We start from the raw sequence: 13,853 nt of genomic DNA on the forward strand, positions 1-13,853 counted from the left end.
ACACTCATTTATCTATTTTTAGCGTATCAGCATCTGGCGGCACGTTTAAAATCTGTAATGCGCCACCAAGTACTTTGGATAAAATTGGCGCAGCCACTGCACCACCATAGAATTTATCGCCTTTCGGCTCGTTCACCATTACCACTATCGCTAAGCGGGGATGACTAATTGGTGCGACACCAACGGTATATGAGAAGTAATCATTACCATAGCCACCTGCAACCGCTTTTTTAGCAGTACCCGTTTTAACGCCAACACGGTAGCCAGGAACAGCTGCGCGCCAACCACCACCACCGCCTTTTTTATCGGTTACTGACTCAATCATTAACAGAATTTTCTTGGCAATTTTAGGATCGAGAACTTGCTCACCCGGAACCACTTTTTCTGTTTTCAAGATCGAAAGTGGACGTTTAATACCGTAAGCACCTAAAGTGGTGTAGGCATGCAATAATTGAATTGGTGTTAACGAAATACCATAACCATAAGCTAAGGTTGCGCGGCCAATATCAGACCAGCGATAACGATTAGGAAAATGACCGGTTGTTTCACCAATTAAGTTAATACCTGAAGGCTCATCAAAACCGACCTTGCGGTAGGTATCAAGAATGTCTTCAACAGGCATTGCCAACGATAATTTACTCACACCGATGTTACTCGATTTTTGTAAAATACGTTGTACCGTTGCTAGCGGCTCGATGCGTGATACGTCAGTGATCACTTTAGTGCCAACGCGGAAATGTTTACTCTGCGGAATATTGATCAACGTATGTTCATTAACAATGCCATTTTTAAGCGCGGTATACACCACAAATGGCTTCACCGTTGAGCCGGGTTCAAAGGTATCGGTGATCACCCGGTTACGCATTTTATACGGTTGACGATCATTGCGATCATTAGGGTTAAATGACGGCGCATTGACCATCGCCAGAATTTCACCAGTACGCACATCTGAAATAGCAATACTGACCGAGGTTGCTGGAATATCCATCACCCCTTCTTTCGCGGCCCGGTAAGCTATCGCTTGAATGCGCTGATCAATACTTAACTCTAACGGTTTACCCGGTTGACGGCTTTGTTGAGAAATATTTTCAACCACACGCCCATAACGATCTTTACGTACCGTTCGGCGGCCAGGCTCACCCGTTAACCAACCATCATAGGTCTTTTCAATGCCATCAAGTCCATGGCCATCAATACCAGTAAAGCCAATTAATTGGGCGCTAACTTCACCTGAAGGATAAAAACGACGCGACTCAGCACGTAAACCAATCCCCTTTAATTTTAATTTTTCGACATAATTAGCCATTGGTGGGCTAACTTGACGCGCGAGATAAATGAATTTGCGGTTTTTATTTTTTTCAATGCGTTGCAGTAGCTTGGCACGATTTAAATCCAACACATCAGCCAGTGCATTCCAACGGTTAGTATCACTAAGACCACCGTGTTTAAATATCTCAACCGGGTTAGCAAACACCGCTTGTACTGGCACACTTACCGCCAGTTGCTCACCGTTACGATCAGAGATAATGCCACGTGCAGAAGGCATTAACTGCACCCGTAGTGAACGGGCGTCACCCTCTTGAATAAGACGACCAGGTTCAAGTACCTGAATATAGGCAGCACGCGCGATTAGGCCAAAGAAACCTAATAAAATAAAACCGCAGATAATGGCAAAACGCCATTTTAAAAATGGCGCGCTCTTAGAAGATTGAGTCTTTTTATTTGAACGATTAAATAATTTCATCTTTTAATGTATGACTATTTCATTATCGACAGATGGACGTTGCATTTTGAGTTCAGTTTCAGCTAATCGTTCAATACGACTGTGCTCTGCAAGCGAGTTTTCTTCAAGAATTTGATTTCGCCACTCAACATCATAGTTCTCACGTTGCATTAGCAATTTTTCTTGCTGAGCAATTAATTGGCGAGATTCATGAGTAACATAAACGACAGATAAAGCAGAAATGAGGATCGCGAAGGTTAGAATCAGCGGCACTAACCCGACCGTGACGAGGTCTCGTCCGATCAGGCTAGCCAGATTCATTGAAGATTCTGTTGATTTCATAGACGCTCGGCCAAACGTAGCACAGAACTACGAGCACGGGTGTTATAACCAAGTTCATTTTGTGACGGTTTAATCGCTTTACCAATAGGCTTCATATCAGCACAGCCTAGCGCTTTAATTTGATCTTCTGTTAATGGTAAACCGGCAGGTACATCTGGACCTTTACTTTGCTTACGAATAAAGCGTTTTACCATGCGATCTTCCAATGAATGGAAACTAATCACTGATAAACGGCCACCGCTAGCAAGGGTATTCATTGCGCCATGTAACGCAGTATCAATCTCTTCTAATTCACTGTTAATGTAAATACGAATGGCTTGGAAACTACGCGTAGCTGGGTGCTTATGCTTATCTCTAAATGGCGATACTTCAGCAATCAAGCTCGCAAGCTCACGCGTACGAGTTAACGGCTCTTTTTCAGGGTTGTCACGGTGGTCAACAATGCCACGCGCAATACGCTTAGCGAAGCGTTCTTCACCAAATTCTTTTAATACCCATGCAATATCATCAGCATCAGCTTCTGCTAACCATTCAGCAGCAGACATACCTGATGTTGGATCCATACGCATATCTAGTGGGCCGTCACGCATGAAGCTAAAGCCACGCTCGGCATCATCAAGCTGTGGAGACGACACACCTAAATCAAGTAACACACCATCAACACGACCAATCAGATCACGTTCTTGCATGTATTTTTCCATGCCTGAAAATGGACCATGGATAATTTCAAAACGTGGATCATCAATTTTTTGCGCTTCAGCAATAGCTTGAGGATCGCGATCGATGCTGTAAAGGCGACCGTTGTCACCCAATTTTGACAGAATTAAACGGCTATGACCGCCACGACCGAAAGTACCATCGATATAGATACCATCGGGTTTAATCGCTAACCCGTCTACTGATTCATTAAGTAAAACGGAAACGTGCTCAAATTGCTCAGACATAAATATAATTTCAGCTAAAGTGAAAGCTCACTAAGGCGCGGGGAAGGTTCCGGCGCATCCTCAGCCTGAAGGTCGATATCATGTTCAATTTGCTGTTGCCACAAAGGCGCAGACCAGATTTCAAATTTATTTAACTGGCCAACGACCATAATTTTATTCGCTAACTGAGCATATTGTCTTAACGTCGGTGGAATTAATATCCTTCCCTGCGCATCCAATTCACATTCACAAGCGTGCCCAAGCAATAATCGTTGCAAGCGCCGCTCTGCGGGATGAAGGCTGGATAGACGTACTAATTTAGCTTCAATTCGTTCCCATTCATCGATGGGATATAGCAACAAGCAACAAAACTGGTGATCGATAGTACAAACAAAGTGTCCCTGACATTGCTCAATTAACGATGCTCGGTAACGCTTAGGCATTGCCCAGCGGCCTTTATCATCAATAACAACGCTAGTGGCACCTCTTAACATTGGGGGTTCTCGGTCAGATTACATGATAAAAGAGTAGGTTAATTACTCACTTTAGCAGAATAACAACAAAGATAATGAGACAACACCACTTTTCCCCACAAATTCCCACCACAAAGTGTACGTATGAGACAAAAACGATGTCAAGCAATTGGCACTAATTCAGACACACTTCTAACAGTGGCTAAGTAAACCTGATTGCGAAATGTAATTTTGGCGGAAAATAAAACGCAAAAAAGGTGGTGCTTGTAATCAAACACCACCTTCTCTAAATGTAGGGAGTCGGTCGATAAGCCGGGTTTTGTTCCGCTTTCGCGGCGGCAATCATTCGTCTAGGTCTGCAATCGCTCACAGACTCAAGCAACCTACCCGTCCCCAACGCGGGCCGCGCCATTAGGGACCTATTTGGTCTTGCTCCGGGTGGAGTTTACCTTGCCACAAACTATTACTAGCCGTGCGGTGCGCTCTTACCGCACCCTTTCACCCTTACCTGTGCACCATTGCAAGCAATGGGCCATCGGCGGTTTGCTCTCTGCTGCACTTGTCGTAGGCTTGCGCCCCCCAGACGTTATCTGGCACCCTGCCCTGTGGAGCCCGGACTTTCCTCCCCTCCATTGACTTCCCAAAGGTTACCAATGAAGCAGCGATTACCTGACCAACTCCGGCGCGAATTGTATAAGACAACGCTCACAGTTACCAGTGAAAAAATCATCAAAATTACAGCTTGGACAAAAAATCAGCGCCTAATTTTAATTCGATGATAAAAACCACGCTCTTAAGCTCAAATCTAGAGTAACCAGCGCTAGATAGCGCTATTACTCTAGATTTTCAAGGCCCCATTTATAGAGTGCATTTTTCTTGCCACCGTGAATTTCAGCGGTTAACGCTGCCGCTTTTTTCAGCGGTAATTCTTTCGCTAGTAATGTTAGCGTACGTAGAATCTCTACCGATAACTCATCTTTTAGCGCACGGTGTCCAGCCACTAAAATAACCATCTCACCACGAACACGATTACTGTCTGCTGCCAACCAATCAATGAGCTCACCCAATGGTGCACCATGGATAGTTTCATAAGTTTTTGTTAACTCACGCGCTAATACTACTTGGCGTTCAGGGCCAAGCACGGCTAACATATCACTTAGGGAATCATTAATACGATGTGGCGATTCATAAAAAATCAATGTTCGTGCATCGTCTGCTAATGCTTGAAAACAATCGCGGCGACCTTTGCTTTTGGGAGGAAGAAATCCCTCAAAACTAAAACGGTCAGAAGGTAAACCAGAACCGCTCAAAGCTGTAATAACAGCACATGGACCCGGTAATGGCACAACTTTAACACCCGCATGACGACAGCGATTAACAAGATGATACCCTGGATCACTGATCAGCGGCGTACCAGCATCCGACACCAGCGCTATGCTAGTACCAGCCTGAAGTTTCTCAATCAAAAAATCAGCTTTTTGCTGTTCATTATGATCGTGAAGCGCAAAGGTGCGGGTCGAGATAGAGAAATGGGACAACAATCGCGATGTATGACGTGTATCTTCAGCAGCAATTAGATCTACGTTTGCTAATACGTCTAATGCGCGCTGCGTTATATCAGCAAGATTACCGATAGGTGTTGGTACGATGTACAACGTTGCGACATCTACCATGCCTGAATTGCTCTCACTCATTTGTCTAAGATCTCATCTGCAGTTAATATCAAGAGTAATTTGTCACAGTTGAATAAATTCAATGCCCAATTTTACCCATAAGCGTAAAAGTGTATCACGACTGATGGCGCCTGTAGCCCTTGCTGTTGCTTTAGCAGGGTGTAGCACGCCAAACCTGTACAACCAACAGCAGGTACCATTAACGGATATCACTGCGGTAGCCGCTCAAAGCTCAGCCGCCTATTTAAGTAAAGCCAATACCAGTGATGGCGCAGAGCGCATTAACTGGGAGATCATGGCTGTTAAAGCGATGATCCTCGAAAATAAATGGCAACAAGCCGATCAATGGATTGCTAAATTATCTCAACAGTCCATGAACCCGACTCAAATTGCTGAATGGCAACTTGCGCGCGCCATGGTACGTGAGCATCAAGGTCAACCACAAGCTGCACTCAATAGCTTAAATTTTCAGCCATCATGGCAGTTAACTAAAAGCCAGTATCAGCGTTATTACACCCTACGTGCCAACTTATTGGAACAGCTAAACCACCCGTTCCAAGCCGCACGCGAACGTACTAAGCTTGATTACTATTTAGATCAAAGTCAAAAAGCGGCCAATTGGCAACAAGTTTGGCATGATCTAAGTGGTTATACCAATGCTCAATTAGGCAGTGTTAAGCTGACTGATAACGACAGTGTGCTTAAAGGCTGGGTTGAACTTGCGATGTTGAAAAACAGCGCAACTTTACCACCAATGCAACTTAAGCAAGCGCTTGAGCAATGGCTCCATCGCCACCCTTATCATCCTGCGAATCAATATCTACCCGCAGATCTAAAAGCATTGATCGATATGAAGGCAGTTAAGCTCGATAATATCGCATTATTATTACCACTTTCAGGTCGTTTTGCCGCACAAGGCAAAGCGGTTCGTGATGGTTTTATTAATTCAATGATGGATGATAAAAGTCGCGATACTAATAATGAGCTCAATATTTACGATACTGAAGCTCAATCAATGCCTGATATTATGGCAAAGCTACAACATAACGGTACCCAGTTTGTTGTTGGCCCATTACGTAAAAATATTATTACTGAATTTCAGCAAGATAACACCACCCATATCAATATGCTGGCGTTAAACATGCCGTCACAAATCAGTAATAATAAACCTAATGCTTGCTATTTTGCTTTGTCACCAGAGCAAGAAGCACAGCAAGCTGCAGAACGTATTTACGCCCAAGGCCACCGTAATCCTGCTATTTTGGTGCCATCTAATGGCTTTGGACAGCGTGTTGCACAGGCATTTAATCAACAATGGTTACAACTTGATAATCAACCAGCATTGATCGTGAATTTTGGAAATCAAGCTCAAATACCTCAGCAAATTAAGCGGGCTTTTAGCACTGGTGCCGGCAGTCATGCTGATGCGATTTATATGGTTGCTAGTCGTAACGAAGTGATGATGCTAAAGCCTTTCATTGAAGCATCAATGCCGCCAAGTGGTGATCCGGCTCAGATTTACGCTAGTTCACGCAGTAATCCAGATAAACATAATGGTAACCGTGAGTTACGCGGTATTGAAGTTAGTGATATTCCACTACTGATTAACCCGCAACCCGGCTATATGGAGCGCTTTAATCAACTGTGGCCAAACCAAGGTAATACCAGCATTCGTCTGCATGCCTTTGGTATGGATGCATACTTAATTGCTAAAAAGCTTCCTGAAATGCGGGCTAATAGTCATTACAGCGTACAAGGAGAAACTGGCGATTTATCAGTTAACAATCAATGTGTTGTACAACGTGAAATCGATTGGGGTAAGTTTAGCAGTCACGGTATAACACCACTGACCGCAACCCATATGCCAACAGCACCAATCTCTGATACATCTAGTGCAGCCGATAACATAAACCTTATCAATGGTGAGTCTTCTGCCCAATAAACGTCAGATTGGCCAAGCCTATGAACAGATGGCGGAACAGTATTTGTGCCGCCATCACCTGACGCCTATTGCACGAAATTTTAGCTGTCGTAGTGGTGAAATTGATTTAATCATGCGACAAGATAAATGTTTGGTGTTTATTGAAGTAAAATACCGAGCCCAAGTTCACTATGGATCAGCAGCTGAAGCCGTAAATTGGCGCAAACAACAAAAACTCAAACGAGCCGCATTTTTTTGGTTACACAAAAATGGTTACTCGATTGAGCATTGCCAATTTCGGTTTGATGTCATTGCTATTCAGGGCCATCATCACCACATTGAGTGGTTTACTAACATATTAGTTGAAGGTTAGTCATGCTAGATAGCATTCGAGAAAGTTTTACCGAAAGTATTCAAACCCAAATCGCTGCTGCTGAAGCTCTGCCTGATGCGATTTCTAAAGCTGCTCAAGCAATGGTGCAAAGCCTATTAAATGGTAATAAAATTTTAAGTTGTGGGAATGGTGGCTCTGCAGCTAACGCTCAGCAACTTGCTTCATGCTTAATCAATCGCTTTGAAATTGAACGTCCGAGCCTACCAGCATTGGCCTTAACCGCAGACACCACCGTGTTAAGTGCTATCGCTAACGATTATCACCATGATGAGGTATTTTCAAAGCAAGTGCGTGCCCTTGGTCAAGCCGGTGATATTTTATTGGTACTTTCAACCAGCGGTAACAGTAAAAACATCATTAAAGCAATGGAAGCTGCGCTGACTCGTGATATGACCATCATTGCTTTAACCGGTAAAGACGGCGGTGAAATGGCGGGCTTACTTGGTGTACAAGATGTTGAAATTCGTATTCCATCACAACGCACAGCACGTATTCAAGAAGGCCATTTATTAACAGTTCATTGCTTATGTGATTTAATTGACCAAGTTTTATTTCCTCATCACGAAGGTTAATTAATGAAGTGGTTAGTGGCATTTGTCGTTATTTCAAGCTTATCTCTAACTGGATGTTCTGTTTTTTCAACTCAAGATCCACGCAATAGTGGTCAGCACTGGCAAGATCAAAAAATAGAAATGGATATTGCAGGCGTTGCTCATACTCGTAAATATACCAAACAACTCAGTATTGATAGTGTCGCCCTAGATGGCACAGTATTATTAGTTGGCCAAGCAACATCACAAGCGCTTAAACAAGCATTTGTTGACCAAATTCGTAATATCACTGGCGTTGATCGTATTTACAATCAAATCCAAGTTCGACCATTGTTGACGATGGCAAGTATTAGCGGTGATGCATGGCTAACCACCAAAGTGAAATCACAGTTAATTGCCAGTAAACAACTGACTAATGTGGTAATCAAAGTGATCACTGAAAACAAACGTGTCTTTTTACTTGGCTATGTCGCACCTGAACAAGCTGCAATAGCCACTAATATCGCACGTAATGTGTCAGGAGTTGAACACGTGATTACCTTGTTTGAAAAACCACAACGTTCAGGTTATTAAGTAGTAGTGTTATTAAACAATAGCGTTATTACAGCCATAAAAAAACGCAGCCTTGGCTGCGTTTTTATTTTCGTTAACGGCTACGTTATTTAACTACACGTAAGCTTGGACGACCACGAGGACGTGGTGGCTCATCATCAGGCTCATCGCCATCAACCGTTTCTGTTACAACGGCAAATGGAGACGCTGTAGGAGTCACAACATCATCGGTGTTTTCTTCTGCTAACGCGTGCTCATCATCATAGATAGCGGTTTCAGTATCGTATGCAGCTTCCGGCTCAAACATCGTTCCAGCACCGTTTTCACGCGCATAGATAGCCAAAACTGCATACATTGGTACGATAACCGAATGTGGACGACCACTAAAACGGGCACTAAAGCTAACAGCTTCATTACTCAATTCTAGATTGCCCACCGCCATAGGAGCAATATTGAGGATGATTTGACCATCACTCACAAACTCCATTGGTACTTTTACTCCAGGTAACATCGCATCAACGACGAGGTGTGGAGTAAGGTCGTTATCAACCAACCAATCATAAAACGCGCGTAACAAATAAGGGCGACGCGGCGTCATATTTTCCATATCCATAATTACTGGCCAGCTAAACGCATTTCACGCTCAGCTTCAGTTAAAGAAGCAAGGAATGAATCACGTTCAAATACGCGCGTCATATATGCCTTCACTTCTTTAGCACCTGTACCACTTAGCTCAATACCCATTTCAGGTAAACGCCATAATAGTGGTGCTAGGTAGCAATCAACTAGGCTAAATTCGTCACTCATAAAGAATGGGTATTCAGCAAATACAGGTGCTAATGCTAACAACTCTTCGCGTAATTGCTTACGTGCTTTATCAGCTTCATCAGCAGTGCCTGCATTAATCTTGTCAGCCAGTGAGTACCAGTTACGCTCAACACGGTACATCATCAGACGACTATTACCACGAGCAACAGGATAAACAGGCATTAGAGGTGGGTGAGGGAAACGCTCATCCAAGTACTCCATGATAATGTTAGCTTGGTATAACGCTAATTCGCGATCAACCAATGTTGGAACTGAACTGTATGGGTTCAGTTCTAACAGATCTTCCGGCAGGCTCATTGGATCAACCAGCTCAATTTCAACACTAACGCCTTTTTCGGCTAGTACGATACGCACCTGATGGCTGTAGATGTCTGAAGCATCAGAATACAGAGTCATCACAGAGCGTTTATTGGCAGCAACAGCCATCAACCCCTCCAGTATATTTAATACACAAAAAGCAATGGAGGCTCAAGCCCCCATTGCGAGATTCTTAACCCACTAGATTACCTTATCAGTGGACATCACGCCAATATTCTTTCTTCAACAGCACTGTTAATACTAAAAATAAGCCAATAAACCCCATCACCCATAGCCCTAATCGCTGTCGTTCAAGCTTCATTGGCTCAGCAGAATAATCTAAGAAGTTAACCAGATCACGTACGGCAACGTCATATTGCTGTGGGGTTAATTCACCACTGCCATCGGTTTCGATCCCCATTAAGACTTGAGTGGGATTGCCATCGATCATCTGAGTCTCATAGATCTTACGCGGTACCCCTTGAAGTTCTTCAAGCACATGTGGCATACCAACACTTGGAAAAAGACTGTTATTAACCCCAAATGGGCGGCTAGGATCAGCATAAAAAGAATGTAAATAAGTGTATAACCAATCGGTTCCACGTACTCGTGCCACCATCGTAAGATCTGGTGTTGGCGCACCAAATGAGGCAGCAGCATATTGCTCAGACATCGCATTCGTCATTAAATCACCAATTTTAGCTTGGGGATTAAACATTAAATGTTGCTGCATAAGCTCAATAGGAATGCCTAAATCAGTAGCTACACGTTCATAACGTTGATATTGAGTTGAATGACAGCCCGCACAATAATTAGTAAATAATTGTGCTCCTCGCTGCAATGAGGCTTTATCTGTCAGATCATTATTCGCAGCTTGCAAACTGACATTGCCCCCACCCGCAATAGCCAATGTCGGCAGCCAAACCAGTAATGCTACAATCCATTGTTTCATTTGAATGTCACCCTCTTTGGTAGCGGTTGAGTCGCTTCATTTTTACTGTAGAAAAACAACACAATAAAGAACATGAAATAGGTAAAACTAAATATCTGCGCCAACAAGGTGAATATCGGTGTAACAGGTAAAGATCCAAGAATACCTAACCCTATAAAACTGATGGTAAATTGAACTAAGTTAGCCAAATGCAATTTGCTACGATAACGAAATGAGCGCACATTACAGCGATCAAACCACGGTAATAAGAACAAAAATACGATTGCAGCTCCCATTGCTGCGACCCCTAACAGTTTATCGGGTACCGCGCGCAAAATGGCATAAAAAGGCGTGAAATACCAAACCGGAGCGATATGTTCAGGGGTCTTCATAGGGTTAGCGGCTTCAAAATTTGGTGCTTCTAAAAAATAGCCGCCCATTTCTGGAGCAAAAAAGATCACGTAGCTAAAGAACAACCCAAATATTGCAATTCCAATCAAATCTTTAACAGTGCCGTAAGGATGAAACGGAATCGAATCAATAATGTCGTATTTTTTGGTGTAGTCTTGATGAAAAGTAAACTGGGTTTGATGATCATCACCTTGGCTACCTTTGGGCAATTTAGTATCGATACCATCAGGGTTATTTGACCCCACTTCGTGCAGTGCTAATACGTGTAACACCACCAATAGCAACAGCACTAGCGGCAATGCAATTACATGTAGGGCAAAAAATCGGTTTAAGGTTGCGCCAGAAATCACATAGTCACCACGGATCCATAAAGTGAGATCATCGCCAATCACAGGAATGGCACCAAACAGTGAGATAATCACCTGCGCTCCCCAGTAAGACATTTGTCCCCATGGCAATAAATAGCCCATAAAAGCTTCAGCCATTAACACTAAAAATATTAGCATGCCAAATAACCACAATAGCTCACGTGGTTTTTGATAGGAGCCATAAATTAAGCCGCGAAACATGTGCAAATATATCACGACAAAAAAGGCTGAAGCTCCTGTTGAGTGCATATAACGCAGTAGCCATCCATACTCAACATCTCGCATGATATATTCAATCGAGGCAAAGGCACCTTCGGCTGAAGGCACATAATTCATGGTTAACCAAATACCGGTAATGATTTGATTAACTAGGACTAACATCGCCAATGAGCCAAACACATACCAAAAATTAAAGTTCTTTGGCATTGGATATTGAGACAAATGTTTACGGTATGCATTTACGATAGGTAGACGTTGATCAATCCAATTAACTAAGCCAGCCATTACACCGTCTCCTTATCAAGTCCAACCAAAATGGTGTTATCGTCTAGAAATTGATACGGCGGTACCACCAAATTAAGCGGCGCTGGTACTCCAGCAAACACTCGCCCAGCCATATCAAAGGTTGAGCCATGGCAGGGACAAAAAAAGCCAGCAGCAACACCACTCACTTGATCACTAAAACTGGTGGGTAGATAGGTCGGCGAACAGCCTAAATGGGTACAAATACCGACAGCTAAGAATATTTCAGGTTTTAATGAACGATGTGAATTCTGCGCATATTGTGGTTGTTGTGGCTCTTTAGAGGTAGGATCACGAAGCTGAGCATCGTGAGAGGCTAATTGTTGTAATACTGCTTGGCTACGGCGTACTATCCAGACGGGCTTGCCACGCCATTCCACTCGAATCATTTGCCCATCAGCTAATTTACTGATGTTTACTTCAACGGGAGCACCAGCGGCTTTGGCTTTCTCACTTGGGTTCCATGATTTAATAAAAGGCACAGCAATCGCTATTGCCCCTATACCGCCGACGATCGAGGTTGTTGCCGTTAGAAAGCGACGTCTTCCATTACTTACTCGCACATTGCTCATCCATTTTCTCCAATAGCTCCTGCTTGGATTGTTATTTTTATATATCCCTAACGCTTAGATATAAAGCTATCCAAACATAATGCAGTAACAATATTGCTACAGTTTCAATTTATCGCCAACATTTTAAGAATATGTAAAGCTCAATATATTCACAAGTTCACACCTTTGTTTAGCGGTAAATATCGAACACAGGCAAGTTATCGTTATTATGCAGCAGACATTAGTTAAAAATGTGATGGAAGATATGGTGCGAGGTACGAGGTACGAGGTGCGAGATGCGAGATGCGAGATGCGAGGTGCGAGGTGCGAGATGCGAGGTGCGAGGTGCGAGAAAAGATATCATTAACAATAATGAACAATACTTTCTAAAAAATAATCAAAAAAAAGCCCAACCCGAGGGCTGAGCTTTTTCTGTACACAGTAAACCAGATAAAAATCTGGAAGCGTAATATTAACGCTTAGAGAACTGTGGACGACGACGTGCTTTACGTAGACCAACTTTCTTACGTTCAACGCAACGAGCGTCGCGAGTAACGTAGCCAGCTGAACGTAGAGCAGGACGTAGAGTTTCATCGTATTCCATAAGAGCACGAGTGATACCGTGACGGATAGCACCAGATTGACCAGTGATACCACCACCTTTAACAGTGATGTATAGGTCAAAATTCTCAGTCATGCCAACAAGCTCAAGAGGCTGAAGAACTACCATGCGCGCTGTTGGGCGGCTGAAGTACTCTTCGATGCTACGCTTGTTGATTACGATGTTACCAGTACCCGGTTTGATGAAAACGCGAGCTGCTGAGCTTTTACGGCGACCAGTGCCGTAGTATTGATTCTCTGCCATTGTCATAATTCCCAATTAGATGTCTAGTACTTTAGGCTGTTGTGCAGCATGGTTGTGCTCAGTACCCGCGTAAACTTTAAGCTTACGGAACATAGCACGGCCTAGAGGACCTTTTGGAAGCATGCCTTTAACAGCAGTTTCAATAACCATTTCTGGTTTCTTAGCAATTAGCTTATCAAAGCTGATTGACTTAAGGCCGCCGATGAAGCCAGTGTGGTGGTGGTACATTTTATCTGTACGCTTTGCACCAGTTACTGCTACTTTCTCAGCATTGATAACTACAATGTAGTCACCAGTGTCAACGTGTGGAGTGTACTCCGGCTTGTGCTTGCCACGTAGACGAGAAGCGATTTCAGTTGAAAGACGACCTAGAGTTTTACCTTCAGCGTCAACAACATACCAGTCACGTTTTACAGTTTCTGGTTTAGCAACGAAAGTTTTCATGCTAATTAATACCCAATTATTTAAATAGTTTCACTTACTAGAACCATCAAATGATGATTCCTCTGTTAAGAGCCCAGTCATCAC

At 43.3% G+C, this 13,853-nt stretch carries 16 protein-coding genes and 1 other RNA gene; 4 read left to right on the forward strand and 13 right to left on the reverse strand.

The features are described from left to right. Window positions 1-4 precede the first annotated feature (4 nt). From PMAL9190_RS12970 to rsmI, 6 genes are all read right to left on the reverse strand, one after another. Window positions 5-1,744, reverse strand: coding sequence for a penicillin-binding transpeptidase domain-containing protein (locus PMAL9190_RS12970; protein WP_087845557.1), 1,740 nt, complete (start codon window positions 1,742-1,744; stop codon window positions 5-7). A 3-nt stretch (window positions 1,745-1,747) separates the two neighbouring features. Then, complete coding sequence (gene ftsL / locus PMAL9190_RS12975) at window positions 1,748-2,065, reverse strand: cell division protein FtsL (RefSeq protein ID WP_087845558.1); 318 nt, start codon at window positions 2,063-2,065, stop codon at window positions 1,748-1,750. Next, window positions 2,062-3,009: a 16S rRNA (cytosine(1402)-N(4))-methyltransferase RsmH gene (gene rsmH, locus PMAL9190_RS12980; protein ID WP_087845559.1), complete on the reverse strand. Its 948-nt coding sequence runs from the start codon at window positions 3,007-3,009 to the stop codon at window positions 2,062-2,064. The genes ftsL and rsmH overlap by 4 nt, the downstream gene beginning before the upstream one ends. Before the next feature lie 14 nt (window positions 3,010-3,023). Continuing rightward, a complete protein-coding gene (gene mraZ / locus PMAL9190_RS12985; protein ID WP_060998297.1) occupies window positions 3,024-3,482 on the reverse strand; it encodes a division/cell wall cluster transcriptional repressor MraZ in 459 nt (152 codons plus the stop codon). Between the two features lie 271 nt (window positions 3,483-3,753). Then, window positions 3,754-4,142: RNase P RNA component class A (gene rnpB / locus PMAL9190_RS12990), an RNA gene on the reverse strand. A 152-nt stretch (window positions 4,143-4,294) separates the two neighbouring features. Continuing rightward, window positions 4,295-5,155: a 16S rRNA (cytidine(1402)-2'-O)-methyltransferase gene (gene rsmI, locus PMAL9190_RS12995; protein ID WP_087845560.1), complete on the reverse strand. Its 861-nt coding sequence runs from the start codon at window positions 5,153-5,155 to the stop codon at window positions 4,295-4,297. A 61-nt stretch (window positions 5,156-5,216) separates the two neighbouring features. Between rsmI and PMAL9190_RS13000 the strand changes: the two genes are divergently transcribed. The 4 genes from PMAL9190_RS13000 to PMAL9190_RS13015 are packed head-to-tail and all read left to right on the forward strand — an operon-like array spanning window position 5,217 to window position 8,573. Then, window positions 5,217-7,076 (forward strand): penicillin-binding protein activator, encoded by a 1,860-nt coding sequence (locus PMAL9190_RS13000; RefSeq protein WP_087845561.1) that lies wholly within the window; start codon window positions 5,217-5,219, stop codon window positions 7,074-7,076. Beyond that, window positions 7,054-7,428 carry a YraN family protein gene (locus tag PMAL9190_RS13005; protein WP_087845562.1) on the forward strand — a complete coding sequence of 125 codons (375 nt, stop codon included), beginning with the start codon at window positions 7,054-7,056 and terminating at the stop codon, window positions 7,426-7,428. Before PMAL9190_RS13000 ends, PMAL9190_RS13005 begins: the two co-directional genes overlap by 23 nt. Window positions 7,429-7,430: 2 nt before the next feature. Continuing rightward, window positions 7,431-8,021 (forward strand): phosphoheptose isomerase, encoded by a 591-nt coding sequence (locus PMAL9190_RS13010; protein ID WP_065167029.1) that lies wholly within the window; start codon window positions 7,431-7,433, stop codon window positions 8,019-8,021. 3 nt (window positions 8,022-8,024) lie between these two features. Further along, complete coding sequence (locus PMAL9190_RS13015; protein ID WP_087845563.1) at window positions 8,025-8,573, forward strand: BON domain-containing protein; 549 nt, start codon at window positions 8,025-8,027, stop codon at window positions 8,571-8,573. A gap of 85 nt (window positions 8,574-8,658) precedes the next feature. On the opposite strand, the gene sspB is transcribed toward PMAL9190_RS13015, so the two are convergent. From sspB to rplM, 7 genes are all read right to left on the reverse strand, one after another. Then, window positions 8,659-9,165, reverse strand: coding sequence for a ClpXP protease specificity-enhancing factor (sspB, locus tag PMAL9190_RS13020; protein ID WP_087845564.1), 507 nt, complete (start codon window positions 9,163-9,165; stop codon window positions 8,659-8,661). A gap of 2 nt (window positions 9,166-9,167) precedes the next feature. Next, window positions 9,168-9,806, reverse strand: a complete 639-nt coding sequence (gene sspA, locus PMAL9190_RS13025; protein ID WP_060998303.1) for a stringent starvation protein SspA — start codon at window positions 9,804-9,806, stop codon at window positions 9,168-9,170. A gap of 85 nt (window positions 9,807-9,891) precedes the next feature. After that, on the reverse strand, window positions 9,892-10,629 hold the full coding sequence (locus tag PMAL9190_RS13030) for a cytochrome c1 (protein WP_087845565.1): 738 nt from the start codon (window positions 10,627-10,629) through the stop codon (window positions 9,892-9,894). After that, a complete protein-coding gene (locus PMAL9190_RS13035; RefSeq protein ID WP_065167034.1) occupies window positions 10,626-11,891 on the reverse strand; it encodes a cytochrome b in 1,266 nt (421 codons plus the stop codon). Before PMAL9190_RS13035 ends, PMAL9190_RS13030 begins: the two co-directional genes overlap by 4 nt. Then, on the reverse strand, window positions 11,891-12,481 hold the full coding sequence (petA, locus tag PMAL9190_RS13040; protein WP_087845566.1) for a ubiquinol-cytochrome c reductase iron-sulfur subunit: 591 nt from the start codon (window positions 12,479-12,481) through the stop codon (window positions 11,891-11,893). The genes PMAL9190_RS13035 and petA overlap by 1 nt, the downstream gene beginning before the upstream one ends. Window positions 12,482-12,932: 451 nt before the next feature. Further along, the gene (gene rpsI, locus PMAL9190_RS13045) at window positions 12,933-13,325 is read right to left on the reverse strand and encodes a 30S ribosomal protein S9 (protein WP_060998307.1); all 393 of its coding nucleotides are present in this window, start codon (window positions 13,323-13,325) and stop codon (window positions 12,933-12,935) included. A 15-nt stretch (window positions 13,326-13,340) separates the two neighbouring features. After that, window positions 13,341-13,769, reverse strand: coding sequence for a 50S ribosomal protein L13 (rplM, locus tag PMAL9190_RS13050; RefSeq protein WP_060998308.1), 429 nt, complete (start codon window positions 13,767-13,769; stop codon window positions 13,341-13,343). Window positions 13,770-13,853 lie beyond the last annotated feature (84 nt).

It is taken from the genome of Photobacterium malacitanum (genome assembly GCF_900185615.1).
Lineage (GTDB): Bacteria > Pseudomonadota > Gammaproteobacteria > Enterobacterales > Vibrionaceae > Photobacterium > Photobacterium malacitanum.

Coding starts and splice junctions, on each gene's coding strand:
- PMAL9190_RS12970 (WP_087845557.1), bottom strand. CDS start 1,744: ATGAAATTATTTAATCGTTCAAATAAAAAGACTCAATCTTCTAAGAGC.
- ftsL (WP_087845558.1), bottom strand. CDS start 2,065: ATGAAATCAACAGAATCTTCAATGAATCTGGCTAGCCTGATCGGACGA.
- rsmH (WP_087845559.1), bottom strand. CDS start 3,009: ATGTCTGAGCAATTTGAGCACGTTTCCGTTTTACTTAATGAATCAGTA.
- mraZ (WP_060998297.1), bottom strand. CDS start 3,482: ATGTTAAGAGGTGCCACTAGCGTTGTTATTGATGATAAAGGCCGCTGG.
- rsmI (WP_087845560.1), bottom strand. CDS start 5,155: ATGAGTGAGAGCAATTCAGGCATGGTAGATGTCGCAACGTTGTACATC.
- PMAL9190_RS13000 (WP_087845561.1), top strand. CDS start 5,217: ATGCCCAATTTTACCCATAAGCGTAAAAGTGTATCACGACTGATGGCG.
- PMAL9190_RS13005 (WP_087845562.1), top strand. CDS start 7,054: ATGGTGAGTCTTCTGCCCAATAAACGTCAGATTGGCCAAGCCTATGAA.
- PMAL9190_RS13010 (WP_065167029.1), top strand. CDS start 7,431: ATGCTAGATAGCATTCGAGAAAGTTTTACCGAAAGTATTCAAACCCAA.
- PMAL9190_RS13015 (WP_087845563.1), top strand. CDS start 8,025: ATGAAGTGGTTAGTGGCATTTGTCGTTATTTCAAGCTTATCTCTAACT.
- sspB (WP_087845564.1), bottom strand. CDS start 9,165: ATGGATATGGAAAATATGACGCCGCGTCGCCCTTATTTGTTACGCGCG.
- sspA (WP_060998303.1), bottom strand. CDS start 9,806: ATGGCTGTTGCTGCCAATAAACGCTCTGTGATGACTCTGTATTCTGAT.
- PMAL9190_RS13030 (WP_087845565.1), bottom strand. CDS start 10,629: ATGAAACAATGGATTGTAGCATTACTGGTTTGGCTGCCGACATTGGCT.
- PMAL9190_RS13035 (WP_065167034.1), bottom strand. CDS start 11,891: ATGGCTGGCTTAGTTAATTGGATTGATCAACGTCTACCTATCGTAAAT.
- petA (WP_087845566.1), bottom strand. CDS start 12,481: ATGAGCAATGTGCGAGTAAGTAATGGAAGACGTCGCTTTCTAACGGCA.
- rpsI (WP_060998307.1), bottom strand. CDS start 13,325: ATGGCAGAGAATCAATACTACGGCACTGGTCGCCGTAAAAGCTCAGCA.
- rplM (WP_060998308.1), bottom strand. CDS start 13,769: ATGAAAACTTTCGTTGCTAAACCAGAAACTGTAAAACGTGACTGGTAT.